Below are 25,002 nucleotides of genomic sequence, written 5' to 3' on the forward strand. Positions count from 1 at the left end.
GTTATTTCTCCTGCTGAAAGCGATCAGCAATATGATCAATCTGCTCTGCCAGTTCAAAATCCCGCGGACTGATGCCTCCAGCTTCATGAGTGGTCAGGTCGATAGTGACCCGCTTGTATTGATTGGACCAGTCAGGATGATGATTAGCTGCTTCGGCCGTCAGCGCCACGGCGGTCATAAATGCAAATGCCTGGACAAAGTTTTCAAATACCCACTGACAATGCAGTTTTCGATTCTGCACAGTCCAGTGGGGGTGAGTATTTAAAAATGCTTGCAAATGTTGGTCCGAAACGGGCTGGATGGTCATAACGGAACCTCCTCCTGTTTTACGTAGTTGTTACATTCTATGACGTCATCAGCAATGATACAGTAGCCTTTATTGAGGACAGGAGCCGCTGACATGTCAATGATCGAATTCTCCAATGAAGAAAAAGCCATCATCGTCAACAAAATCAAACTATATTTTCGGGATGAACTGGAACAGGATATTGGCCAGTTTGAAGCGGAGTTTTTACTGGATTTTTTTTCCGAGGAAATCGGCGCGTTTTTTTATAATCGCGGTCTATATGATGCACAGGCCATTCTGGAACAACGGCTGGAAAGCATCAATGAGGCTATTTATGAACTCGAAAAGCCGACGCCCTTCCGCCGCTAATCCATATCTATGAGCCAGGCCATAACTGCCCTTGGCAGCCTGGCCTGGCATGCTGGCATTTAACCTTCCAGGCCTTTACCGGCACCTTTGGCAGCGATCAGCTCGATGGCATATCCATCGGGGTCACGTACAAAAGCAATCTCGGTAGTGCCACCTTTGACCGGGCCCGGCTCACGGGTGACCTGGCCACCAGCAGCCTTGATCTGATCGCAAGCACTATAGACATCGTTCACTTCAATGGCCAGATGGCCAAAAGCGTTCCCCATGTCATAGCTTTCGACGCCCCAGTTATAGGTCAGCTCGATAACCGTCGTGTCAGACTCCTCGCCATATCCCAGAAACGCCAGAGAATACTTGTACGCCTCATTGTCGGACTGACGCAACAGTTTCATGCCCAGCACATTGGTATAAAAATCGATCGAACGCTGCAGATTGCCCACTCGAATCATAGTATGTAGTAACCGCATAACCAAACTCCTCTCGTTGCACTCTGACAAAGCGTTATACCTGAATAACCGCGAATATGCACCTCTCCGCTACCATACAATTTCAAAACGGACATAAGCCATACAACGATAACTTCAATAATGAGGTATTGGGAACGAGTACCAACTTGTTTTCAGGGCGCTTGCAGCGTGGAGACTGCATTCGAATCTATAGGCATATATTTACGGCGGGTCTTCATGGCTTCTTTTCCATTCGTAAATGCCGTTTAATGATGACAAATTTGTTTCAGCAAATGGCAGCAGAATTAGTTAAGCCCAGCCTTAAAGAACTCCACAAATGGTTCCTGATCCAACGGCGGGGAAATATAATAACCCTGAGCACTGGGAATACCCGCTCGTCGTAGAAACTCCAGCTGCATCCCGTTTTCAACACCTTCAGCGACAATTTCCATATCCAGTATGCTGGCAATCATTCGAATGGCATTGATAATGGCGCGGGCGGTATCACTGTTAAAATCCTCTTCACTGACAAAAATCCGGTCGAGTTTGAGAGTATTGAAACGGAACCGTTTAAGGTGCCCCATAGACGAATAACCCACACCAAAATCATCCAGTGCGGTTCTAAATCCGAACCCCCGGACCAGATTCAGATTGCGGGCAATTTCACCACTGTTTTCAATGATCTGATCTTCCGTCAGCTCGAGTTCAATCTGATGTGGCAGTACCTGATAGCGCCACAGAATATAGCGCATCGCCGAAAGAAATCGGATGTCATTAAGCTGGTGAGGACAAATATTAATCGCGGCAACCAGATTGGACTGCTCTAATTGCTGTAACAACTGACAGGATTGTTCCAGTACTGAAAAAGTCACCAGATCCAGCACTCCCTGCTCCTGAGCAATGGTGATGAAATCATTCGGCGGAATAGCCACCCCCTCATCGTCGGTCAGTCTCGCCAGTGCCTCGAAACCGATAATTTCTTGGGTGTCAGTATCCACCTTAGCCTGAAATTGTGCATGAAATAATTTCTGATCAATCGCCTGCCGCACACGATACTCCACATATAACCGCCGCGATTCAATCTCCTCGAGTTCATCATTAAACAACTGGTACCGCATCTTGCCCTGACGTTTAGCGGAATACATGGCCAGATCAGCCTGTTGAAGCAGTCGGGAGGTTTCAATGGAATGTTGAGGGCATATGGCAATGCCGACACTGGTACCGGCGTACACCAATTGATCATTAACACTGAAACCATTCTGAAAACTTTTGATGATTTTGTCTGCCACGATGGCAACCTGCTGGGCATCACTGAGAATCACAGTGAACTCATCGCCTCCAAGCCGGAACAAATAATTTTCCTGCAGCGACAGATCACGAACATTGAACTGCTGATCAGGAGCAATCAACCCACGCAAACGTTCCGTAACCCGGCGCAGAAACATGTCGCCAAATTTGTGACCATAGAAATCGTTGATCTTTTTAAAACCATCGAGATCAAGAAACATTACTGCAAAAGATGCCTCATGCGGTCGGTTTAGATGATATTCCAACAATTTGTATAGCGCCGCACGATTAGGCAACCCGGTCAGACTATCAGTATAGGCCTGTTGCTCCAGCACTCTTGAAGAACGGTTCAAACGCCGCATAAGTTCCTGAAAGCGGCTTTGCATCAGCCCAATTTCATCGCTCCGATCCGGTAAAAAATCCGGCACTTCAACAATGGGATCAGCTTTCAGTAACACTCGACTGAATTTCTCGATCGGGGTAAGAACCTGTCGACTCAGGAGCACAAAAAACAGCAGCATCAGTGCAGCGGTGGCCAACACAACCAGCGAGGTGGAGCGAATCGATACTTCCCATCCTTCTACCAACCATGCGGCCCGGGATGTCATCACCACCAGTTCGATGCCGCCACTCATGAGCCCTGTCAGTACCTCAAATGGGTGCTCCACCAACTGATCAATAGCGGTCACTGTCCGTAACAGTTCGGCATTGCTGGACAACGGATCGTAAATGGCTTGATGCTCAGTAATGAAAAACGCTTCATGACGAGGGGAGCGCAGTTCATTGAAAATTGACTCCATTCCAACCGTAATTCTGACCATACCTGAGAGAGTCAGATCCTCCGGTGTACCAATGAAAATGGGATAGTAAGCAGACAAAACACTCATGTTATATTGCTTGGAAACAAACAGATGAAACTGGGTTGGGATTTCCTTACCAAACTCATCCACCAGTACCTGTACATAGGAATCGATACCCTCGGCCAGATGGTCCTTACGATTACGCTGTATTATTTCCCGGCCATCCAACATTAACACTGCTACCGACAGATAACTTGGGTTGTAGGTGATATAGCGCTGCAGTTCCCGCGACAAACCGTTCTGATACGCTGGATTACGGTATTCACCAGGAAGCGCAAAGAAATCCAGAATCAAATCGTCAGAGGCAATCAGATTGAGGTGATTGGCCATGGTGTTCATGGTGTTCTGAACGATGGCATGGCTTTGTGAGAAATAACTGCGAAGACTCTCGTCAAGCTCCTTGCTGATACGATCATCAATCATGTGCTTGACCAGAAAACCAAACACCACAACCAACAATAACGCAACAGTACTCAGGTTGATCAGAAACCGGACTCTTAATTTCATGTTTTTTTTAATTCCAAAAACAACACCCCGCCCATCGTCAGCCTATGGAGATATCAGGCAGAACGACAGCTCAACCATCGAACCTGCCAAATACAGATCCCCATCCAGTCAGAAACTTTGTCATATCGCACACACGTCAACCATCGTTAAGTGTAGTCGAAAAAGCGTTGCCGGCAGATCCACCAGACAATTTGTCATTCAGACCCATTCTTCAGGCAACTCTCCAGTTGCTGCTGCAAGGTGGTGAAACCATCTTCTTCTTCCGCCAGGCATTCGATACGACTATCTTCCAGCTCATTTACAACGGGGTTCATACTCAACACACCCTCACTCAGGTTGTAGGTAAAACCGCCAAGGTCTGTCCGTACCACAGCTTTCAGGCGTTCAATATCCAGCGCCATAAACAAAGAGGCCAGCGCCTCCTGATCAAACTGATAGCGCTGATCAAATACCCAGCCAACACTGTGATAACCACTGCCACGATTGCGGCGCACCAGTATGCCGTTGTCCGGCAGGTCTGCAGATACGGCGAACACGTCATCTTCATGATGATGGTGATGATGAGTGTGGGAGAGCAACGCATGCGGTCGTTCCAGCCAGTGTTGTGGCAATACACCATGGCTGACAGGCACCGGTTCTATGGATGTCTGCTGCAATGACTGAAGAAAGGTTTTGAGGCGAGCCAGGTCACCATCTGCATAAAGGTCGGCTTTGCTGGCCACAACCACATCAGCCACTTCCAGTTGTTGTCGGAAAATTTCATGGGAAGTATAGCGGCTGTCTGCAATTCGTCGGGCATCTACAAGGGTCAGCGTGGCCCGAATATCCAACACATCGGTGTAATGCCGGCCTTGCAAAGTCGCCAGAATTTCCCGTGGATGGCCCAGGCCGGTGGGTTCTATCAATAACCGGTCGGGTCGGGCCTGACGAATCAGCTGGTTCAACGCCACCTGCATGGGCAGGCCAGCGGTACAACACATACAGCCACCGGGAACCTCACGAATATGCAGTTGATTGGAGTCTGTAGCAAGGCTCTGCACAATACCGGCATCAATGCCGATTTCACCAAATTCATTGATCAATACCGCCCAACGTTCACCTGCAGGCCGGTTTTTCAGCAACTCAAGAATCGTAGTGGTTTTACCTGCCCCCAGAAAACCGGTAATCACATTGGTGGGAATCAACTTACTCATCAGGGCAGCTCCTATCGATAAATGCAGAGGTTATTGACAGTGCCTCCACCAGCAATGGCGGCCGACTATAGAAGACCTTCAGCATAAAAACATCTTTATTTTCTGTATAACGGCACAGTCGCGACATCAAGTGAATATTCAGACAGCAAAGTTTATCAGTGGGCTCTGATATCGGCCGGATTCGACAAATCATTATCCCAAACAGCCAACAGCCGCGACTGCGCGACCATGTCCAGATATTTTACGTTTTATTTAATAGCTGAATCATGGTACAGACTGGATACCGTACAGCCCTGACAATTAGTATGCCTGATTCCCATTTTTCAGCTGTGACCTCCGGAATGCAAAACCGCTCTCGTCTGATCACGATTCTGCGTATCTGCAGCTTCCTGGTGTTGCTCTACAGTCTGTCCATGCCTATTCCTGTTTTCGTCGGGTTATTGTTCGGTGAACACCATCTGCATGGTTTTCTAATGACCTTTGCCTTTGCATTCATTACCGGCCTGCTGGGCTGGCACTTGACCAGCCGCGATGAGATGAACCTGAAAACCCGTGACGGCTTCCTGGTCGCAGTGCTGTTCTGGGTGATTTTTTCGGCCATCAGTACCATGCCCTTATACCTCGACAGTCGTTTGGGATTATCCCTGACTGATGCCATTTTTGAGGGTGTCTCCGGTATTACCACCACCGGTGCCTCGGTGCTGAATGATATCGACCACCTGCCCAAATCCATTCTTTTTTATCGCGCCCAACTTAACTTTCTGGGCGGTCTGGGCATCATTGTTCTGGCCATTGCAGTGATGCCATTTCTGGATATCGGCGGCGCCAAACTGTATCAATCTGAAATGCCGAGCCCCATGAAGGAAGAGAAATTTACTCCCCGGCTAGCCGACACCGCCCGCGACCTATGGATGATTTATGCCGGCCTGGCTGCCTGTGGCGTGGTTGCCTATCGCCTGGCAGGCATGAACTGGTTCGATGCGGTGTGTCACAGCCTGTCAACGGTTTCCCTGGGGGGTTTTTCAACCCATGCCGATAGCCTCGGGTATTATCAGAATCCTGCCATTGAACTGGTCGGTGGCGCTTACTCAATCATTGCTGCACTGAACTTCTCACTCTACTTTCTGGCTCTGCACCGCCGCAGTCTGCGACCAATATTTCAAAATTCCGAGGCACGTTTTTTCATGCTGATCATCAGTCTGGTAATCACTCTGGTGTGTGTGGAGCTCGTGCGTACCCAAACGTTCGCTCTGCCAGAAGCACTTGTGCATGGCTTTTTTCAGACCGCGTCCATCATGACGGATAACGGTCTGGGTGCTGCCCACTATCCAGACTGGCCGGCGCACATGGTCATACTGCTACTGGGGGCGAGTTTTTTTGGTGGTTGTGTCGGCTCGACTGCCGGAGGTATCAAGGCCATGCGCTTCTTATTGTTGTATCGCCTGAGCAGTCAGGAAATCGAACAGCTCATTCACCCTGACGCAGTCTTCCGTACCAAAGTGGGTCGGCACTCGGTATCGGACCGGGTGATTCGTTCAGTCTGGGCATTGTTTTTTCTGTATATCTTCTTCAGCTGTACGTTTGTGTGGGGGTTGATGATCATCGGCCACGATTTTGCGACCGCGTTTGGGACCGTAGCTGCCTGCATCAATAACATGGGTGTTGGATACGGTGATACCGCCGCAGGGTTCGGTCCTTTAAAGACATCCGGCAAATGGCTGATGTGCATCGCGATGATCTTCGGCCGGCTGGAAATTTTCCCGATCCTGATCGTTTTCTCCCGTACATTCTGGCGTTTCTGATCAGCTATGAGTCGGTTCGACAGTGACGTGCGACTTTTGGGGTCATGGATATCACGCATCAACACAGTCAATTCCGTTGCCAGATGGCAACGGCGCTCGCACAGAGCTGACAATGTCCTGCACGAAAATAGGCCATTTTTCAGAGATTCCTTAGATGCTCCATCAGATGGTTGACCAGACCTCGCCTGCCAATCGGGCATCTGATCTTCATCATTGAAACCTATGAACACGTGATGACATAATCGTTGACTCAATAACGATGATTCAACTTTTGGATTCCCTAAAGCTATTGTGGCATAAATGATACCTTTAAAATCATGTTACGAGAGCAGAAATAAACGTTGAAATTCAGAACCCATCCGTACCGAAAAGATGATTAACGATTGTTGCCAAGGCAGCGAAAACGAGGAATGATTTTGGTGGATGACCAGCTTCGAATCGAACGGATCGCTTTCTACACAGGTCATTTGCAACAATCAGACAGTTATGGCGCACACTTTACGATTGATATCGCAATAATTTTTTCCGTATTTATAAAGAATCTCAAAATAATATCGGCAAGAAAACCACGATAGGTATTTGATCGCAGGTGTGGTTAGATTCATCATAATCATGTCAGAGGAACAGTTATTTGAATAACCAGCATTTTATCGGCCAATATGAGGTCGAATTTAAATACCGCCTGCCATCAAAAGCATTATTTTGGCAAACGCTCACATCCATGTCATACGAGACTATGCTGGAAAACAACATCGAGCAGGATCTCTACTTTGATACACCGAACAGAGAACTCACCCGCCACCACAAAAGTCTGTGTATCCGGCAAATGCGCCCCTCAGATATATGTCTGTGGATCGTTAAAGGGCCTGAACCTGATCGCTGCGAAGCCGTCAACATTACTGACACACACAAAGCCGCCAGCATGCTCAAGACCATGGGGTATGACGTCATACAAACGATGACCAAAACCCGCAGTATTTATTTTCTCGGTGAATATCATGTCACTCTGGATCATCTGGATGGTCTGGGGGATTTTGCCGAGTTCGCCATCATGACTGACGACTCATCGTTACTGGAACGCTACAAAGATGAACTAAAGGAAGTGGCCGCTCGTTTTGGCCTCACGGATGCCAACCTGGAGACTCGCTCCTATCGCGATATGGTCCAGGTCGGCTGAGTTGATCAAGGTAGCTCGATTGCCACCTGGATCAAAAATAAGATTGCCAAAAATCTGAAAAACAGGGCAGACTCGTAAGCCTGCCCCGACCATCAGGCGTTGGCAACCTGTGGTTCGGCATCGTCGACCGTGGCGAGGCGTCCATAGTTATCCTGTAAACGAACGATGTCGTCTTCACCCAGATAACTGCCAGATTGAACCTCGATCAGTTCGAGCATGATCTTGCCCGGATTGACCAGGCGATGAACCTCGCCGACCGGGATATATGTGGATTCGTTTTCTGCCAACAGAAAAGTTTCCTGACCACAAGTCACCTGAGCAGTTCCCTGTACCACAATCCAGTGTTCAGCCCGATGATGGTGCTTTTGCAATGACAGACTGGCACCGGGTTTGACTTTGATCCGTTTAACCTGGAAACGCTCCCCCATATCCACCGAATCATAACTGCCCCAGGGCCGAAACACTTCACGATGCATCAGAGTTTCACTGCGCTGCTGTGCTGTCAACGTATTGACCAGCGTTTTGACGGCCTGCACGTTGTCACGATGCACCACCATGAGAGCATCCTGGGTATCAATCACCATAAGATCCTCAACCCCTACCAGTGCGACCAGTTTATCGTGCCCGCGAACCAGACAACCACGGGCTTCATGGGTGACGACATCGCCGAGCAGCACATTATCCTGTGCGTCCTTATCATGCACCTCCCGCAGAGATGACCAGGCTCCGACATCGCTCCAACCAGCCTGCAATGGCACAACCACTGCTCTGTCAGTGCGTTCCATAACGGCATAGTCAATGGAGTTGTCTGGACAACGACAAAATTCCGCCTCAGGCAGCCGTTTAAAATCCAGATCGCTTACACTGTTTTCAAACACATTTCGACAAGCTTCATAGATGTCCGGCTCATAGCGCTGCAACTGTTCCAGATAAATAGTTGCGCTCATCACGAACATACCACTGTTCCAAAGATATTCACCGCTATCCAGATAACCTTGTGCCGTTGCAACATCGGGCTTTTCGGCGAACGAGGCCACTTTGAAAACCGATTCAGAGATAGTCGCGCCCTTATGAACATAACCATACCCGGTTTCCGGTCCATCCGGTTCAATGCCAAACAACACAAGGTTGCCGTCCCTGGCAGCATGCTCGGCTCTGGTCAAGGCGCTCCAGAATTTGTCGATATCGGCAATATGATGATCCGCTGGCAATACCAGCATTAATTCATCCTGCCCCCGTTGTAGTATTTCCATCGCTGCAATTGCCACCGCCGGTGCAGTATTTTTACCTATGGGCTCAAGCATAATGGCACCAGCCTGATAACCGATCTGCTGTAACTGCTCAGCGACAATAAAACGATGATCCTCATTACAAATAACAATGGCAGGGTCTGCTTCAACCGGTAACCGCTCCAGAGTTTGCTGAAACATGGTTTGGGAACCGGTCAATGACAAAAACTGTTTAGGGTAAAGCTTCCGCGAAAGCGGCCATAACCGAGACCCACTACCACCTGAAAGAATCACTGGAATCATTTGTTTATCTCCTGACGATTAACCTGGCATTCAAACAGATCATCCTGATCCATTTGAATATCAACTTTTAATATCCAACGGATATCTATAATCCCGCCGCGTGCCTGAAAAGACTCGCTCGGGCTTGTTGTCCATAGTGACGCATCCGTGCATCACCAGTGTGTTTGGATGAGTGTAAACAGGCCCTAGTGAGCCTCTGCCGTTTCATCACTGGGTCTGGCTGGCAGATTGACATTAAATTGCCAGCTCAGATCGCCACCGAGACGGGAGTTGGCAAGTTTGGAAAAAGTGTCCAGGCCCAGATCTGATGGCCACTGCATGGCAAAATACTTATGGAAAGGCACTAACCAGGCTAACGAATAAGCAGTATAGAGACCTTTGGTGTCCTGGGTATAACCAGTGCGATGTGCAAAAGCCTTCGGATTCTGCAACCCTTCCACCACCCGCGTCGTCAATCTCGACAATGCGCGATCATGGCTGTCAAACAGGTTGTCGCCATTTGCCGCAGTAAACACCGCCAGCATTGCCAGTGGCTGCAAGGCAAAATTGTGGTATTCCAGCGCTTTGTTTTCCCTGGCCAGTTCGTTTTCCAGATAACCATCACCATCCACTTGAGTAAGTGCCTGATCAAATTTTGCCAATGCCCAGCGATACATGTTGTGATCCTGCAGATTTACCGCCGCAACCATCACAGCCCAGGCCGCCCAATAATCATGATTGTTGACCTTTTCGATGGGCCGGTCGGAATAAAAATCCATGACAGCTCTGGCCAGCTGCCCAAACCACTGATCAACCTGCGCGTTTTGAGTCATTCCGCCATTGTTGCCACGAATCGACTGAATCTTCAGATAAGCAATGCCGGTTGCAGCCAGAAACCATTTGCGTACCGCCTGCCCCACTTCATTGACATCGTCATTCAGCAACGCACCCGCCTTAGCCCAGGTAGACAGATTATTCAAAAAACAATGCGCCATGGTCAGGTCTCCGTTTTTGATATATTTATCTGAGGCCACCGCAGCCAATTTTTCCATGGCCCGTATGGTTGCCACTGACTCCAGATACTCTGCCTCTGCATCGTCATTGATATCCGAACGCGAATCATCGCTGCCTTCATATTTGCTGGTCAGGGCCAGCGTTGACACGTAAGGCGCAATGTTGTCCGAACAGGTCATTTTTTTATCCATCGCTACGATGGATATCCGGCGATAATACTCTGCGGGAACCTGTAACATGGTCCCCTCTGAATGCACATAAGACACCGGTGAAAATAACAGCAGGCCGTATAGAAAATATTGTCGAAGTGTCATGACATTCCCCCTTGGTTTGCGGCATTTTTCCGGCATAATTGTGCGGATACGGTCATCGATCCGTGGTAATCCGGCGGCATTTCAACCTCCAGCGATAGAAACTTGAAATGCCGCCATTGCGGGTCAGATTTCAGCTCAAACAAAAAACGCCCCTGAGTGGAAACCTTGGCCGGTCGTTCAAGGTGTACTCTTTCCTTACGACCGTTGATGTACCAGACATTAGCCACCAGTTCACGAATATTGGGGTCACTGAATTGAATGTCTGCGACCAGTCCGGCACTGCTCAATTCTCTAAACTGACCACCACCGTTAAACAGTATTTCAGTGCTTCCAGGCTGCAGAGTCTTTTTTTGCGCAGAAAACTCTGTTGGCTTGCCAACACAACCGTTATCAATCAGCGGAATCGCTTCGCGATAAAACATTTCATCCTGCAGGCTGTAATAAGACGGTACTTCCCATAGCAACAGTTTTGGTGGTGATTGCTGGAATTCATCACTGGGTAAATATTCCAGCATCGCACCATCCAGTCCGGCGCCGGCTTTTGCCACATTCAGAATATCGGTTTGCAGGTACTGTTTCAGGAAACCATCAAAATTCAATTGCACAGCACTTCGGCTGTTACTGGTTCCAACCAGAGTGACCTCCGGTAAAGCATCATCACCAAACAGACCACCGGCATCACTGCTGGAAGCGGTAGGTTCAGTGGTGTATTCATCGACATATTGATCCGCAAATTCAACACCACACATACGACTGAACGCCATCTGCAGCGTACCGCGTTTGCCAATCAGGCCACTGCGACGGGTCGAAAACTCCTGTTTCGGCAATTGCCGGTACAACGTTGTCGACTTCACGGCATCAGCGACGACTTTTGCAGCCGTTTCGGCACCATAAGGTGTCCAGTGATGATCGCGGCGAAAAAAGAAATCTTTGTTCGGATCGGCTGTCTCGCCAAACAATGCTGTAAAATCAGGCACTATCGCACCACGGGCACGAAACTGAGCCAGTGCCTGAGCGTAATTACCCGCTGCCACGTCATAGGCAAAGCGTTGTTTGTCGGTAGGATTGAGTTTATCTGCATGCATTAGCCCGCGGGTTGGCTGATAGATCAATGCCAACTGTACATCGTGACGGGCAAAAGCCTGCACCAGTCGTCCGAAATCCGCGTAGCCCTGTCCATCAGGACCAAACTGGGTGGCCAGTTCAACGTCACTACGAAACAACCAGTCATCCTGGCCACTGACCAGTGTCCGGAACATCTTCAAAAAGGAAGTATCATAACTGGCCGGATCACCCAATTGCGGACATGGCCGGCAACAGGGTTCCACCCGATACTCAAGACTCCATCCAAACGTTGCCAGAGACCCGAGAATCCATCCACTCAGCAAATATCTCAACACCACATTCATCGTTTCATGTTTCCTTGCCGGCATAATTCCAGGACGCTCTATAGATCCGCGTTGACTTCATTTTCCACCCACACCAATCTTGGCTGACTTGCGGTTCCCACGGCAAACAGACTGAAAGCCCGCCCACGCTGCAAACTCAACGGCTCGGCCTCCAACAGAGGTGCGTCATTCAAATAAGCTGTCAGCGATACCTTAATTGCATTGACCTCAACACTGTCAGAGTGCAAAAAACCCGTTGCTGAAAACACCGTTGTCGACCCATCAGTGGTTTTCAGACTCAGATCATTTTGATCCAGCAGGTTATAGAAGCTCAGCAGCGCTTTACGCTGACTGCCTAGCGGCTGGTCTTTGATCAGTGTCAAGCCCTGGTCTGGAACCACCACTATCGTGTAATACTGATCCGCTTCCAGTGTTGCTTCCAGCTGACCGACAGAACTGTTCAAAGCATAATTCCCTGGTGGCAGATATACATATTGCGTACTGTCCATCGGCTCAGCATCTCCTACCTCTTTGCCACCCAGGTCGATATCCTCTACATTTTTCGGCGATGCATTAAAAAGACGGACAAAGGCGGAACCATCAGGAGCATCACCGGCATACAATGCGGACTCATCCGCAAAGGCCGGTGCGCTGATCAGCATCAACAGTAACCAACCGGAAAGTGCTTGCCGAATAGATGTCATAACCTTCATAAATTTATTCTCCTGTGGTCATTAAAAAAGGCAGCCGGTGACCGGACAAATCGTCCGGCATCGACAGATAGCGCTCCGGAAATTCCCAAATTACCAGTCTGGGAGGCGCATCCATAAAATCGTCGGATTGCAAATAGTTGATCATGGGTAGCATGGGACCATGACCCTCCTCGGCATAGTTCACCAGATCGACACCCAAATGCTGTTTCAGATAACCTGCAAAATTCCATAATTCGTTGGCGCTGTAACTGGTACCGACCAACGCGACCTCGACACGTTGATCAGAGAACAAACCGATATCGCTGGTCAGTGCCACAGTTTGTTGCTGTTGTAACAACTCAGGATCAGGACCCAACGCCGTAAAGTAAGGACTCAGGGGAATAAAATTGAGCAAATCGCCACGATGTTCCAATAGTTCTTTGAATTCAGTTTGAAACTGTTGCGAGCCCGACTGGATATCGGGAAAACGCTTTGCAGCCGTGGTTGCCATGAAGGTGGCAGCCAGATCCGCACCAGCTGGCGTCCAATGTGTATCCGTCTTAAAAAAGAGCTGCTGCGAGACTTTCTGTTGAATAAAGACTGACAGCAGCTCAGGAGCAACGATTGACTGCGCGGCGAGAAACTCATGCACCTGTGGATAAAGCGCCTGTTGTTGATCAGACGGTTTATGTTTACCAAGGTATTCTGAATACACTCTGGCCTTGGCCGGAATGATCAATATTGCGAGATCGATGTCATTGGCCCGGAAATGATCACGTACCGCGATAATGCGCTGATACTGCTGCTGCAGACGATGGTCGAAGTCTGCATAAGCGCTGAACTCCTCCTGACTGAACAGCCAATCCGATGACCCGACGACGACTCCCTGACGACCTTCAGAAAACAAGGTGTATTGGATAGCCGCCCACAAACTGGTGGCAAACGGACGTACCGGAAAGGTTTCCGTATATTGGTCTTCAAACTGCTGGCGCCATTGGCCATCCACAAACCGACCGCTCCCAGGCGTGGCAATAACGGTCATTTTCGACACACTCCAAATACCCAGCCCTGACATAACCAGTAAAAATCCGATAACCCCCAAACGCTGTAAAGTTGTCACCATGCTTATCACCTAAAACTGGAAATACAGAAATGGAGAATAACTGTCAGCTACCAGCTTCAGAACGGCTAATGCAAAAACCGGTACCAGCAGTCCAGTCGCCATATAGCGGCTCCAACCAGCACTGGCCAACGCGACCATCCTGCCACCCGCTCGGAATCCGTTTAGCAGAATCAGAATCCAGGCCAGTATCAGCATGGTGATCTGTAACTGGCTGATCTGTTGTTGGTACCAATCGCTGAAGTGCCAGTCCATACTGAGCATCGCGCTATAAACTCGCCACGCCTCGCTGACAGAGGTCGCCCGAAACATCACCCACCCCAGCAGCACCAGGACAAGTGTGAAACTCCATCGAAACAGACTAAACTGTTTAGTGAACCGTCCTAAACCGGTGGCTCTTTCAATGGCCAGCCACATACCATGCCAACCACCCCAGATGACAAAAGTCCAGTTCGCACCATGCCAGAGACCACCCAGCAACATAGTTAAAAACAGGTTGCGATAGGTTCGGAAAGTTCCATGACGGTTACCTCCCAAAGGGATATACAGATAGTCTCTTAACCAGGTGGACAGACTGATATGCCAGCGCCGCCAGAATTCGGTAATGCTCTGACTGATGTAAGGCTGATTAAAATTTTCAACAAACCGAAAGCCCATCATTAAACCCAGGCCAATCGCCATATCGCTATAACCGGAAAAGTCAAAATACAGTTGCGCGGTATACGCTAAAGCACCCAACCAGGCATCGGCGCCAGTTGGTTGATCCAACAGGAATAACTGATCTGCCAGGGGAGCGATGGCATCGGCGATGAACACTTTTTTAATGAAGCCACGCATAAACCGGCTGATGCCTTCTGAGAATAATGCGAAGCTGTGTTGTCGATACCGAAACTGATCGGCCAGATCCTTATAACGCAACACTGGTCCGGCAATCAGCTGTGGAAACAATGCAATGAATGCCGCGAAATCGATGAATCCCTGCGTGGCTTCAACATCGCGCCGATATACATCGATCACGTAACTGATTGCCTGGAAGATATAAAAGGAAATACCAATGGGTAGTACGATCTGAGTGACGGTGAATGGCTCAATGCCTGCGTTGGTCAGCAGTACATTCAAACTGTCGATCCCAAAATTGGCATATTTAAAATAACCCAGAGTCGCGAGATCGCCGCTGATACCCAGCACCAACCAGCGTCGAGCACGCTGGTTCTGCTGCTGACTCAGAGCCCGGGCGATCTGAATACCAATCTGATAATTCCAACCGGTAACGGCCACAAACAACAATAGAAAATCCACTCGCCACCAGGCATAAAATGCATAGCTTCCCAACAAAATGGTCAGAGATTTCCAGCGTCCGGGTGTCAGGTAATAGACGAGCAGAAACATCGGCAAAAACAGAAATAGAAAGATGCTCGAGGAAAACACCATACTAACTGTTCTCCTGTGGTATCGGAGTCACCGACACCGCTTGTTTCTGGCGCAACAGAATATCAAGGATTTCCGAGTGAAAACGGGCAAAGATGCCATCATTATCCGGATTCAGCGGTTCACTGCCAAAACGGATATCGACGTTAAATATCTTCATGAACTCAGGGTGTTCCATGGAGAATGGCCCACGTTCGTTGGCCACCAAGGCCCCTCCATATAAAATCATGGATACCCTGGCTTCATAAGGATCCATGTGACTGTCACGATCAGTATCGGATAGGTCCTGGATATCACCATATACGCCAAACCCTTGATTGCCGGCGATATTGTTGTAATACAACTTAATGTTTTTGCTGTTGCGCATCCGGATACCATGCTTATCGTTCGCATATACCCGATTTGCCCAGAGCAGATTGTCGGAACTTTCATACAGGGTAATACCATCACTGAGGTTGTGATGAGCGACGTTATTGGCGACTACATTACCAACACTTGAGCGGTCAAGAACGAAACCTGACAATTTATTGTGATGACTGTTGTTATTGAAAATCCAGCTGTCGTTGACTTCGCGCGACACAATAATGCCGTGCTTTTTATGGGTACCATAAACCTCATTGTAACCAATGATCAGCCCTCGGGAACGATCGTGAGGATCAATACCATAGACAACATTGTCCACATAACGATTATTCAGAATGACCGCACCATCGGTTTCATAGCAGTAGAAACCGTAATAGATATCCTCAAATGTAGAACCAATAATCCAGGCTTTCGGACTTGGTTGCTTTAACGTCTGATTCAGTTCATGACGGTATTGGCTGACGGTGATTCCATAGGATTTACTTTGCTCATAACCCAGACTGACAAATTCCGAGTTCAGTAGATATATTTCGCTGCCGCCCCAGGACACCAGAAACGGCCGGAACTGAGAAGCACTCTGATAGCGGGCCGGGGTATTTTGTTTTTCATCCCAACCAACGACTTTTGCCGAACGGGTAATCAAGGTTCCGGAAACCACCAGAAACGAACCTCGCTGCTGTGATAAATAGAGACTTTCGTCGGCATCCATCAACAGAGTTGCGCCCGCTTCAACCACCACGGGTAAACGGGCAATATAAGTACCATCTGCCAGTCGTTCGAGATACTCATGACGATCAAGCTGTTGCCACAACTGCGTCATGGTAAAAAAGCCGGATTTGAGAAAAATCGCCTGAGGGTTCGAATATTGTCGGGCAGCCCATTCGCGTGCTCGTTGACCGATGGTGAAATCATCCATGGTCACCTCTCCGAAGATACGTCGAACCTGTACTACAGCCGCCCGGGGAGCCGCCTGTCTGGCACGTTTCACATACTCATTAACAGCCGCCTCGTTATAGCCGGAGATGTCCGGCAGTTGCGGTTCAGATAACGCCAGCGTCGCACCGTCTTCTGCTTCCACCCGATACTGGATCGCGGAAGCAGCTGGCGCAGTTGTGCTGATGAATACGTGTAGCACCATCAGCATAATGGCGGAACAGTGGATACTCCTTACCATGTATTCACCCAGTCCAGGCTGTAACGGGCACGCAGGCTGTTCTGATCTTTGGCAAAAGCAGTACCTGGTAAGAATACCGAAGCACGGGTCCGCAGATAGGAATCGAATGGCCAACGGTTTCCGGCATTCCAATACCACGACCCGACCAGATCCAATCCCTCGCCAATCCGGCGACCATTGCCCTCCGGATTCACACCGAGTCCGGCCGCATAAAAGTCAGCATCTTTGTCAGTCAGCCAAAATTGTTGCGCCACCAGACTGAGATCCCAGTGTTTATGAATGCTCAGACTGGTATATACGGCTATCGCCTGAAGGTTACTCAGCTCTGCCCTCAGGGCCTCATTAAAACGATAAAAACTTGCCTGGGTGCCGGTAAAACGGGCGCGGTTGCTTTCCAGTCCGGTAGCCCGGAAACCACCATCACCATCGGCAGAGGCATAAACATACTGAGCCCCCACTGCCAGTAGCGGTATCGAAGATGGCCGCCAGCGCAGGCCCACATCGGCGGCCCAGCCGTTAACATCCCGGCGTTTTCGTTGAGGGACATCGCTACCGATCATTCCAAGCAACGCCAGACGATAATTAAGCGCCTCATCACTGGTGGCCGAAAAGTAGTCGTTATCCACCCCCAAACTCAGCCAGGTCAAACGCGGTTGATACAATGACTGATCATCACCGCGCACATACATCGCCCTCATTTCAAGGTAATTGTGGTAACTGTATTGCAGCCGATGACTGGCAAAAAAACGTAACAGATCCCGTTCATCCTTTGGTAGCGGTGAACCGTCATTTTCAAAGTCATCAATTTTTCGGGCGATACCTGCCGTGCCTTTCCATAAAGTGGTATCCCAACGCCAGCGTAACAGGGAAATATCACTATCAGTCCAGAGACCATCGTCGTCTTTCAGGCGCTCACGACCGACACGAATGGATTCACCCGGATAATCGGTTAACCCGCTCCAATCCAGCCATAGTTCCCGCAGCCCGACATAAGCTTCATCACCACCGCTGCTATCATCAATAGTTTCATGGCTGGTCGCATATATGCCGTAACCATAAAAATACCCGCGCCAATTGGCGTTGAAATTCAAATCCACCTTGGGTTTTACAATCATCCCCGCTTCGTGTGTGCCAAGGCTGTTATCAAGATCACGGTTATCATCGTACAAATAGTAGGGATTCAACGTCAGCTGGAATTGCGCAGTGGTTGAAGAAGACTGCATCGCCAAGCTAAAACAGAGAAATGTCAACGCGATGATTGAAGTACTACGAGTTATCCAGAACATGATTGTTACTCCTGTCCGCCGTTGGCGGTTTGCAACAGCACGGATGTCTGCATGGCCTGCTTTTCACGTTCGGCAACTTTCTGGCCTTCCACCACAATGTCTCCGGAAATACCGCCACTGATCTCATGCAACAATGTGGTTGCCCGTTGATATCCGGCTTCTGACGATAGTTGTGCGAAGCCGTAGGCATAGGTCATGTTTCGGCCAATACCGACGCCATCCAAAAAATAACGGGAAAGTTCAAAATACGCTTTGGCCGAACCACGACGGCCAGCCAGCAGATAATGCTGAACAGCCTTCTGGGGGTTGGCACGACCGAGATAGCCCAGTCGATACATACGGCCAAGATAAAAATGTGCCTGAGGGACTTCATCGCTGGCTTCCAGCAGATGCTGCTCCGCCATTTTGGGATCCGCAGCCACCAGCCGACCTTCGAAATAGATCAGCCCGGTCATATATTCTGCTTCGGCAGACCCTTGTTCACGCCCACGCTGAAGAACAGACAACAGTTCTGCTGTATTGCCCAACGCAGGGTTCTTCCGCATCAAATCCGCTTCCAGAGACAAAGCTCGTGGATATTCCTGATCGATCATCTTCAGTAGCTGCATACTGATTTGCGGTTGCGGCGTAGTACGCTCGGAAGCAATAAACCAGCGGGCAAATTTCCATGCATCAGATGCCTCGAGCTGTTGCTGCTGCCAACGGGCCTGCATATGTTGCTGCAAGTCCGCCGGTTGGCCCAGATCCGGATAACGCTCAAATAAATCAGCCAGTAGTGGATAACAATCGTAGACCACATCCAGTGCTTCACGGCATAACCGGACAATATCTTTCCTGCGCGCCTGCTCCTGACCATTAAACTGATAATAGCGAACCAACAGGTAACGGCTGCCAGCATCCCCGCGGTTCATTCGTTGCTCTATTAACGGTCCCAGACCGGCATAACGGGGCAATGACGGAAAGTCCAGATACAGCTCCAGCAGATTATCGGCAACAGAGTCATCGCCGAGGGCAGCCGCCTGTTCAAACTGACGCGCTGCGGCCTCCGCCACCGTCAAACGCCCTTGTGCGTGACGCTGATATAACTGTCCCAAACGGCCCCAGGCACGGTTATCGCCCGACTTTTCGGCTGCCAGGTACCATTGTTCGGCCGCTTGCCATTGGCCTCGTTCCACCAGATAGTCAGCCAGTTTGATCTGTGCTTCCGGCACTCCGAATTTCGCCAGTGTACGATAATGTTTGGCAGCTTCGTCTGCACTTCCGGCAGCCATGGCCCGATCCGCCATTTCCATGTCAGCGACATTGGCACAGCCTCCCAGTAACAACACCAGGGCAACCAGGCCGGTCAGACTACGCAATGATCGTTCGCTCATCTTAACCATCTTCCCGTTCAGGATTCCGTTTGCTGACTAACGGTCAGAAATGACATCAAAGCTCCCTTGGTCACTGTGACCGGACGACCAATGTCCTCATAACCGGGAGCCTGTTGAAGCTCGATTTGAGCATCAATCAGCGCCTCGGACACACCATTCGCCTGCCGAACACTGATCTGACGAATAACACCATCGTACACGTGCTGATTACCGCCAATACGGACTTGTACCTGATCTCCAGGTGCCAGATCGTCACTGTCTGCAAATGCAAATTGCGCACTGACAAATGGACGGGCATTTTCGACACTTAATTCAAACACTTCAGCACCTTTGGGAAGATACTGACCATCGGCAATATAGGATTTTGCCAGCACACAGTCGCAAGGACTCATTAAGGTTCCTTTAACCGAGGATCCAGTCAGACTGGCCAGCCGTTCCGAATCGATGGCACCACCCAGCTCACTGTTCATAAAGTCCAGTACCGGGGTCTCGAATGTGGCGATGGGCTGTCCACGCTTGACGACACTTTCAGAGTCGATCAACGGTTTAACCATGCCGTCTTTAGGCATATTTACGTGATAAGTCTCAGCCACCAGTTCAGCAGCCTGAGAAGTCGTCACAAAGAAGGTGTTGTATAACTGTACAGCGACAAAAATAGCGGCACCCAGGCCAGCCATAAGAATGACCAGAGTGCCGCTAATGGCCTTAACCTTGTTTCCAATAGATATCTTTTGAACGGAATTTTTTCGTGCTTTAGTGAAGTTTTCACGGGACAGCGTATTCAACATGTCACCGGTATTGACCAGATCGCCACTGAGGTAGGCGGTAATCAGGTAACGCAATGCAGAAATTTCCTTGGGTCCAAGTTCCTGAAACTCAAAACCGATTCGGCCACTCTGTTCCTGCACACTACGTACCATAAAGCTGGCATTCAGGCTGAGCATAAAACCATCGACATTGATCTTGAGAGTGCCTTTAAACAATCGGCCATTTGCAAACTCGTGAGGCTGACAACGAATACTGAATCCACCGGCGGAAATATCCTGTACTTTGAATCGACGCATGGAAAATTGGTTGTTTTTGCCCTGAACTGCGGCAATCATCTCTAGTTCCACTGGCATCCGCACACGGGCATATTGCCGTTGCGCCTCAGATTCATGGACGATATTCAGGTTCTCTGCCGTTGTCATAATCACTTCCTTTAGGTAATTCTGTTTGCTTTCAGACCAGCGCAAATACAATGGCCAGAAAAATACTGACCGATGAAAAAGTCACGAGTCGGGTGGACCATTGATTGAACCAGCCATGGAAATTATTAACGTGACCCGATTTGGTTGGCTGGCGGGTCCAGCTTTGTTGATCGAGACGAAATACAACGTATATTTTCATCAACGATCCCACGATCTGGTTGTAATAGAGAATCAGCGGGTATAACGGACCTACGTGATGTCGTGAAGCTGTCAACATAAACGTCAGCACCAAACGGGTCAGACCGATCCACAGCAGATACACCATGAGATAACTGATGGATAACTTCAGACTGGCAACTATTGCTGCGGACAAACCCAGTATGCTGGTCCACATGGAGATCCGCTGATCCCACACCACGTAATAGGTAAACCAACCCAGCCGGCTTGGCCCAAGACGGGTGGCACGACTGTTCTGCCGCAGATTGTTGCCATACCACCGATACATCAATTTGCGACTGGCCACCAGGAAACGCGGATCGGGTGGATGCTCAACTGTGTTGATGACGGCATCGGGAACGTACCAGGTGTCATATCCCATACGCATCAGGCTGAACCAGCTGGACTTGTCATCACCGGTCAGAAACTTAAAGGTTCCCAGTCGCCAGTGTTTCAGGTGGTCCTGCTCAACATCTTCAATAAACTCCTTTGACGTCACTACTCCGGCTCTGAACACCGACATACGGCCAGTCAAAGTTAACACCCTATTGGAAAGAGCCATTGAACACATATTGATGTGGCGCTGGGCAAAACGCAGCTTATGCCACTCAGACATGACATAGCTGCCCTGAACCTCACAAAATTCATTGGTGGTCAGCGCCCCCATATTCGGAAACAGCCGGAAATACGGTGCAACCGTCGCCACCACGCCTGGCGCAAGAACCGTATCACCGTCCACCACAGCAACAATGGCATCGGCATCCGGCAGCGAACGGGAAATAGCACGGAAACCGTAGGCCAGTCCGTCACGCTTGCCAGTACCAGGAATACGAACAAACTTAAGATGCACTCTTGCTGGCGGCATGTGTTTTTTCCACAATGCTCTAACCAGCATTTCATCGGATACTTCAACAATCGAGCACACCACCGTCGTCGGCCATCCGGTGGCAATGGCTTCACGGATGACGGAGTCGTATACCATCGCCGTGGTTTTGGCGTCTATTCTGAAGCTGGTGACCATCAGATACACATGGGAGGGTGCCGCTTCTTTTCCCAGCGCGGCGGCGCGTTTACGACAGCGCGGATAGAGCCAATACAGGAAAATCATTCCACGGATAAAATGGGTAAACCCAACCCCATAACGCCAGACACCAACCGCACCGATCAGAAAAATAAAATGCGCTGAACCGGGATTAAAGATATCTGCGGGCACCAGAGTGGCAAGCAATCCCAGGCCACTGAGATACAGCAGCCAATAAGAAAGCTCTCTGATCGCCTGGCCCATTGATTTCTGTTCTACAGCATCATGCTGCATGGTATGTCTCCGTCATTGGATTATTTACCAACAGATTCCTTCCAGGTTGGCGCTGGATTTGCTGGACATAAAGCCCACCAGATCCAACACATTTTTTTGTTCCGGGACGCGTGCCAGTACTTGTTGAAAGACATCATCGGAGTTACCGATCACGATCACTTCTGCTTCAGCGATCGCTTCGTCAAGATCTGCAGTCAGCAGTGAAGACACATGGGGGATGTGGTGATTGATATACTCTTTGTTGGCACCGTGCATACGGGCATATTCGACATTGCGGTCAAAGATCTTGAGCTGATAGCCTTTGCCGATCAATACTTCCGCAAGTTCTACCAGAGGGCTTTCGCGCAGGTCATCTGTACCAGCCTTGAAACTCAATCCCAGCATCAGTACTTTGCGTTTATCATAGGAATTGATCAGATTGTAGGCATGGTTAACCTGATAAGCATTACTTTCCATGATGGAGGACAATAACGGATTTTTAACATCCATCTGGGCAGCCCGATACGTCAGAGCACGGACATCTTTGGGCAAACAGGAACCACCAAAGGCAAAACCGGGACGCATGTAGTATTTGGAAATATTCAGTTTGCTGTCCTGACACACAACATCCATAACATCACGGCCATCAACACCAAGTGCCTTGGCGATATTGCCGATTTCGTTGGCAAAACTGACTTTGGTCGCATGCCAGACATTGCAGCTGTATTTGATCATTTCAGCCACTTCAATCGGTTTGCGAATAACTGGTGCCGGCAGATCCCGGTAAATTTCATCAAGGACATCGCCAGAAGCGCTGTCGAGCTCCCCAATTACTGTCATCGGAGGATAGTCATAATCGTGAATAGCCGTACTTTCACGGAGAAATTCCGGATTGGTGGCCAGACCGAAATCTACGCCTGCCTGCTTGCCTGAACAGTCTTCCAGAATTGGTTTGACGACATTCATGACCGTTCCCGGTAATACTGTGCTACGAACCACTACCACATGGCGTTCTTGTTTATCACGTAATGCGATACCAATATCACGGCACACGGATTCGATGTAATTCAATTCCAGATCGCCATTGCGCTTGCTCGGTGTACCCACGCAAATCATGCTAACAGAAGTATCAGCGATGGCCGCCGCCACATCGGTGGTCCCCTGAATCAGACCATTGTTGACACCTGCCGCCAGCAGCGCTTCAAGCCCAGGTTCGACAATTGGCGACTTGCCCTGATTGATCAGTGCGATTTTGTCCTTTGATACATCTACACCAACTACTTTGTGACCGCGTGAAGCGAGTGCAGCAGTACACACAGCTCCTACATAGCCCAAACCAAAAATACTGATATGCATGTGATTCTCCTACACTTCCAAATACGGGCGTCAGTACATGACTGCCAATTGATGCCAGCATGTTCCAGCAGTAGGACAAGGCATCAACCATGCCATGAAGTTTTTCAGTTTGGATAGAAAATTTGTGACAGGTTAATTTGTTTCAATGAGACACGTATCAAAACAACAACCAAAACAGGACATAAAAGATACAATTATTTATTTACAAGTACACATAACGGTGCATTTAACAACATGTTAAGAATATCGACAAATCAAAATAATTATCATCATACTATTATTAAAAAAAAGGACATTTAAGATACTTTATTTACTTAAAAAGCAGGTTTTTTCACTCTGCAAGCAACCTAGAAAACATCTACCGGTAAACGGTTACCATATATACCAATTCAATTAACAAAAATTCATGAATAGCGGAAAAACATAAGCACTGTTCATAGCAGACACAATACCGGCCACTTTCACAACTGCGTCACATGAATGAAGTCGAGCCGCTTCTCTGGTAAAAATCAGCTGTCGCCATTTAACGACAGAATTGAAAAATGAGGATCATCCTAGTTAAAACAACGAGCTACGATCATTTCCGTGCAATATATAGGTGATTTTTCCTGGCTTTCTGAAAAATACTGTCGCCAATACCAGACACATCTGCCACCCTTTTCACTTTGATGTCTTTTTATAGACAGAAAATTGCGATAATTGGTAAGTGTGCCTAGGAAACCGGGTGAATCGCATCACACATTCGAGCAGATAATTAACGTGATTTTTCCGCGCGAAGATGTGTGAGGGAAAGGAGATCAGCTTTAAGAATGAGAAGAAGGGTATTCCCGACGCAATATTGAATACACCTTGTGATCAACGAAAACACCGTTCAAATATTCGTTTTCCCGCAAAATACCATCGAAATGAAACCCCAATCGTTCCGGAATCGCCTGACTGCGGTCATTCCCGACCGCACAACGCACTTCGATTTTATTCAATTTAAACTCATCAAAACCGATTCCAATCAACTGCCTGAGCGCAGTGGTCATGATGCCTTTACCACAAAATTCTTCAGCCAGCCAATAACCAGCCAGCCCAAAACAATTGTTTTTTTCAATACGATTAAACGAAATCATCCCACACAGATGCTGACGACAAAACACCATATACAGGGCACCAATGCCTTTGCGATGCTGTTCCATCCCCAGTTGAATATAGCTGATGGTATCTTCGATCCGCTGGGTCATCTCCACCCAGCTCATCCATTGTCCCAGATACGCCCGGTCAGCATCGATCAACTCATAAAGAGCTCGGGCGAACTCCAGACTGGCGGGTTGTATCGATACATCCTTGTTCATAGCAAATAACATATTG

Annotated in this window: 20 protein-coding genes; 3 read left to right on the forward strand and 17 right to left on the reverse strand. The window is 48.9% G+C overall.

The window, feature by feature from the left end; genetic code table 11:
* Window position 1: 1 nt before the first annotated feature.
* Window positions 2–307, reverse strand: a complete 306-nt coding sequence (locus ACQY6I_RS10480) for a 4a-hydroxytetrahydrobiopterin dehydratase (protein WP_428241437.1) — start codon at window positions 305–307, stop codon at window positions 2–4.
* 93 nt (window positions 308–400) lie between these two features.
* Between ACQY6I_RS10480 and ACQY6I_RS10485 the strand changes: the two genes are divergently transcribed.
* Window positions 401–655, forward strand: a complete 255-nt coding sequence (locus tag ACQY6I_RS10485) for a DUF2164 domain-containing protein (protein ID WP_428241438.1) — start codon at window positions 401–403, stop codon at window positions 653–655.
* A 59-nt stretch (window positions 656–714) separates the two neighbouring features.
* On the opposite strand, the gene gloA is transcribed toward ACQY6I_RS10485, so the two are convergent.
* The 3 genes from gloA to ACQY6I_RS10500 all read right to left on the reverse strand — a co-directional run bounded on the left by gloA (window position 715) and on the right by ACQY6I_RS10500 (window position 4,948).
* A complete protein-coding gene (gloA, locus tag ACQY6I_RS10490; protein WP_428241439.1) occupies window positions 715–1,122 on the reverse strand; it encodes a lactoylglutathione lyase in 408 nt (135 codons plus the stop codon).
* Between the two features lie 284 nt (window positions 1,123–1,406).
* The gene (locus ACQY6I_RS10495; RefSeq protein ID WP_428241440.1) at window positions 1,407–3,755 is read right to left on the reverse strand and encodes a putative bifunctional diguanylate cyclase/phosphodiesterase; all 2,349 of its coding nucleotides are present in this window, start codon (window positions 3,753–3,755) and stop codon (window positions 1,407–1,409) included.
* A 194-nt stretch (window positions 3,756–3,949) separates the two neighbouring features.
* The gene (locus tag ACQY6I_RS10500) at window positions 3,950–4,948 is read right to left on the reverse strand and encodes a CobW family GTP-binding protein (RefSeq protein WP_428241441.1); all 999 of its coding nucleotides are present in this window, start codon (window positions 4,946–4,948) and stop codon (window positions 3,950–3,952) included.
* Window positions 4,949–5,289: 341 nt separating this feature from the next.
* Here ACQY6I_RS10500 and ACQY6I_RS10505 point away from each other — a divergent pair, with 341 nt between their 5' ends.
* Together ACQY6I_RS10505 and cyaB are read left to right on the forward strand one after the other, a co-directional pair.
* On the forward strand, window positions 5,290–6,750 hold the full coding sequence (locus ACQY6I_RS10505) for a TrkH family potassium uptake protein (RefSeq protein WP_428241442.1): 1,461 nt from the start codon (window positions 5,290–5,292) through the stop codon (window positions 6,748–6,750).
* Window positions 6,751–7,381: 631 nt separating this feature from the next.
* Entirely contained in the window at window positions 7,382–7,927 is a 546-nt protein-coding gene (cyaB, locus tag ACQY6I_RS10510; protein ID WP_428241443.1) for a class IV adenylate cyclase, read from the forward strand.
* A 92-nt stretch (window positions 7,928–8,019) separates the two neighbouring features.
* Here cyaB and ACQY6I_RS10515 read toward each other — a convergent pair whose 3' ends face one another.
* The 13 genes from ACQY6I_RS10515 to ACQY6I_RS10575 form a co-directional block, all read right to left on the reverse strand.
* Window positions 8,020–9,459 carry a mannose-1-phosphate guanylyltransferase/mannose-6-phosphate isomerase gene (locus ACQY6I_RS10515; protein WP_428241444.1) on the reverse strand — a complete coding sequence of 480 codons (1,440 nt, stop codon included), beginning with the start codon at window positions 9,457–9,459 and terminating at the stop codon, window positions 8,020–8,022.
* A 185-nt stretch (window positions 9,460–9,644) separates the two neighbouring features.
* Window positions 9,645–10,766 (reverse strand): alginate lyase family protein, encoded by a 1,122-nt coding sequence (locus ACQY6I_RS10520; RefSeq protein ID WP_428241445.1) that lies wholly within the window; start codon window positions 10,764–10,766, stop codon window positions 9,645–9,647.
* On the reverse strand, window positions 10,763–12,175 hold the full coding sequence (locus tag ACQY6I_RS10525) for an alginate O-acetyltransferase AlgX-related protein (RefSeq protein ID WP_428241446.1): 1,413 nt from the start codon (window positions 12,173–12,175) through the stop codon (window positions 10,763–10,765). The genes ACQY6I_RS10520 and ACQY6I_RS10525 overlap by 4 nt, the downstream gene beginning before the upstream one ends.
* Window positions 12,176–12,213: 38 nt before the next feature.
* Complete coding sequence (locus ACQY6I_RS10530; protein ID WP_428241447.1) at window positions 12,214–12,867, reverse strand: alginate O-acetyltransferase AlgF; 654 nt, start codon at window positions 12,865–12,867, stop codon at window positions 12,214–12,216.
* Between the two features lie 4 nt (window positions 12,868–12,871).
* A complete protein-coding gene (locus ACQY6I_RS10535; RefSeq protein WP_428241448.1) occupies window positions 12,872–13,969 on the reverse strand; it encodes an alginate O-acetyltransferase in 1,098 nt (365 codons plus the stop codon).
* A gap of 9 nt (window positions 13,970–13,978) precedes the next feature.
* Window positions 13,979–15,397, reverse strand: coding sequence for an MBOAT family O-acyltransferase (locus ACQY6I_RS10540; RefSeq protein ID WP_428241449.1), 1,419 nt, complete (start codon window positions 15,395–15,397; stop codon window positions 13,979–13,981).
* Window position 15,398: 1 nt separating this feature from the next.
* Complete coding sequence (locus tag ACQY6I_RS10545; RefSeq protein WP_428241450.1) at window positions 15,399–16,931, reverse strand: right-handed parallel beta-helix repeat-containing protein; 1,533 nt, start codon at window positions 16,929–16,931, stop codon at window positions 15,399–15,401.
* Window positions 16,925–18,217 (reverse strand): alginate export family protein, encoded by a 1,293-nt coding sequence (locus ACQY6I_RS10550; protein ID WP_428241451.1) that lies wholly within the window; start codon window positions 18,215–18,217, stop codon window positions 16,925–16,927. The genes ACQY6I_RS10545 and ACQY6I_RS10550 overlap by 7 nt, the downstream gene beginning before the upstream one ends.
* A 5-nt stretch (window positions 18,218–18,222) precedes the next feature.
* Complete coding sequence (locus ACQY6I_RS10555) at window positions 18,223–19,590, reverse strand: hypothetical protein (protein ID WP_428241452.1); 1,368 nt, start codon at window positions 19,588–19,590, stop codon at window positions 18,223–18,225.
* 17 nt (window positions 19,591–19,607) lie between these two features.
* Window positions 19,608–20,780: an alginate biosynthesis protein Alg44 gene (locus ACQY6I_RS10560; protein WP_428241453.1), complete on the reverse strand. Its 1,173-nt coding sequence runs from the start codon at window positions 20,778–20,780 to the stop codon at window positions 19,608–19,610.
* A gap of 31 nt (window positions 20,781–20,811) precedes the next feature.
* A complete protein-coding gene (locus ACQY6I_RS10565; protein ID WP_428241454.1) occupies window positions 20,812–22,311 on the reverse strand; it encodes a glycosyltransferase family 2 protein in 1,500 nt (499 codons plus the stop codon).
* Between the two features lie 24 nt (window positions 22,312–22,335).
* Window positions 22,336–23,646, reverse strand: a complete 1,311-nt coding sequence (locus tag ACQY6I_RS10570) for a nucleotide sugar dehydrogenase (RefSeq protein WP_428241455.1) — start codon at window positions 23,644–23,646, stop codon at window positions 22,336–22,338.
* An 803-nt stretch (window positions 23,647–24,449) separates the two neighbouring features.
* A complete protein-coding gene (locus tag ACQY6I_RS10575) occupies window positions 24,450–24,998 on the reverse strand; it encodes a GNAT family N-acetyltransferase (RefSeq protein WP_428241456.1) in 549 nt (182 codons plus the stop codon).
* Window positions 24,999–25,002: the final 4 nt, after the last annotated feature.

This window comes from Gynuella sp. (genome assembly GCF_050297175.1).
GTDB lineage: Bacteria > Pseudomonadota > Gammaproteobacteria > Pseudomonadales > Natronospirillaceae > Gynuella.

Excerpts from the sequence above, each read along its gene's own strand:
- ACQY6I_RS10570 (WP_428241455.1), bottom strand. The coding sequence starts at position 23,646 with ATGCATATCAGTATTTTTGGTTTGGGCTATGTAGGAGCTGTGTGTACT.
- ACQY6I_RS10535 (WP_428241448.1), bottom strand. The coding sequence starts at position 13,969 with ATGGTGACAACTTTACAGCGTTTGGGGGTTATCGGATTTTTACTGGTT.
- ACQY6I_RS10495 (WP_428241440.1), bottom strand. The coding sequence starts at position 3,755 with ATGAAATTAAGAGTCCGGTTTCTGATCAACCTGAGTACTGTTGCGTTA.
- ACQY6I_RS10560 (WP_428241453.1), bottom strand. The coding sequence starts at position 20,780 with ATGACAACGGCAGAGAACCTGAATATCGTCCATGAATCTGAGGCGCAA.
- ACQY6I_RS10530 (WP_428241447.1), bottom strand. The coding sequence starts at position 12,867 with ATGAAGGTTATGACATCTATTCGGCAAGCACTTTCCGGTTGGTTACTG.
- ACQY6I_RS10515 (WP_428241444.1), bottom strand. The coding sequence starts at position 9,459 with ATGATTCCAGTGATTCTTTCAGGTGGTAGTGGGTCTCGGTTATGGCCG.
- ACQY6I_RS10520 (WP_428241445.1), bottom strand. The coding sequence starts at position 10,766 with ATGACACTTCGACAATATTTTCTATACGGCCTGCTGTTATTTTCACCG.
- ACQY6I_RS10500 (WP_428241441.1), bottom strand. The coding sequence starts at position 4,948 with ATGAGTAAGTTGATTCCCACCAATGTGATTACCGGTTTTCTGGGGGCA.
- ACQY6I_RS10525 (WP_428241446.1), bottom strand. The coding sequence starts at position 12,175 with ATGAATGTGGTGTTGAGATATTTGCTGAGTGGATGGATTCTCGGGTCT.
- ACQY6I_RS10545 (WP_428241450.1), bottom strand. The coding sequence starts at position 16,931 with ATGGTAAGGAGTATCCACTGTTCCGCCATTATGCTGATGGTGCTACAC.
- ACQY6I_RS10565 (WP_428241454.1), bottom strand. The coding sequence starts at position 22,311 with ATGCAGCATGATGCTGTAGAACAGAAATCAATGGGCCAGGCGATCAGA.
- ACQY6I_RS10540 (WP_428241449.1), bottom strand. The coding sequence starts at position 15,397 with ATGGTGTTTTCCTCGAGCATCTTTCTATTTCTGTTTTTGCCGATGTTT.
- ACQY6I_RS10575 (WP_428241456.1), bottom strand. The coding sequence starts at position 24,998 with ATGTTATTTGCTATGAACAAGGATGTATCGATACAACCCGCCAGTCTG.
- ACQY6I_RS10555 (WP_428241452.1), bottom strand. The coding sequence starts at position 19,590 with ATGAGCGAACGATCATTGCGTAGTCTGACCGGCCTGGTTGCCCTGGTG.
- gloA (WP_428241439.1), bottom strand. The coding sequence starts at position 1,122 with ATGCGGTTACTACATACTATGATTCGAGTGGGCAATCTGCAGCGTTCG.
- ACQY6I_RS10550 (WP_428241451.1), bottom strand. The coding sequence starts at position 18,217 with ATGTTCTGGATAACTCGTAGTACTTCAATCATCGCGTTGACATTTCTC.
- ACQY6I_RS10485 (WP_428241438.1), top strand. The coding sequence starts at position 401 with ATGTCAATGATCGAATTCTCCAATGAAGAAAAAGCCATCATCGTCAAC.
- ACQY6I_RS10480 (WP_428241437.1), bottom strand. The coding sequence starts at position 307 with ATGACCATCCAGCCCGTTTCGGACCAACATTTGCAAGCATTTTTAAAT.
- ACQY6I_RS10505 (WP_428241442.1), top strand. The coding sequence starts at position 5,290 with ATGCAAAACCGCTCTCGTCTGATCACGATTCTGCGTATCTGCAGCTTC.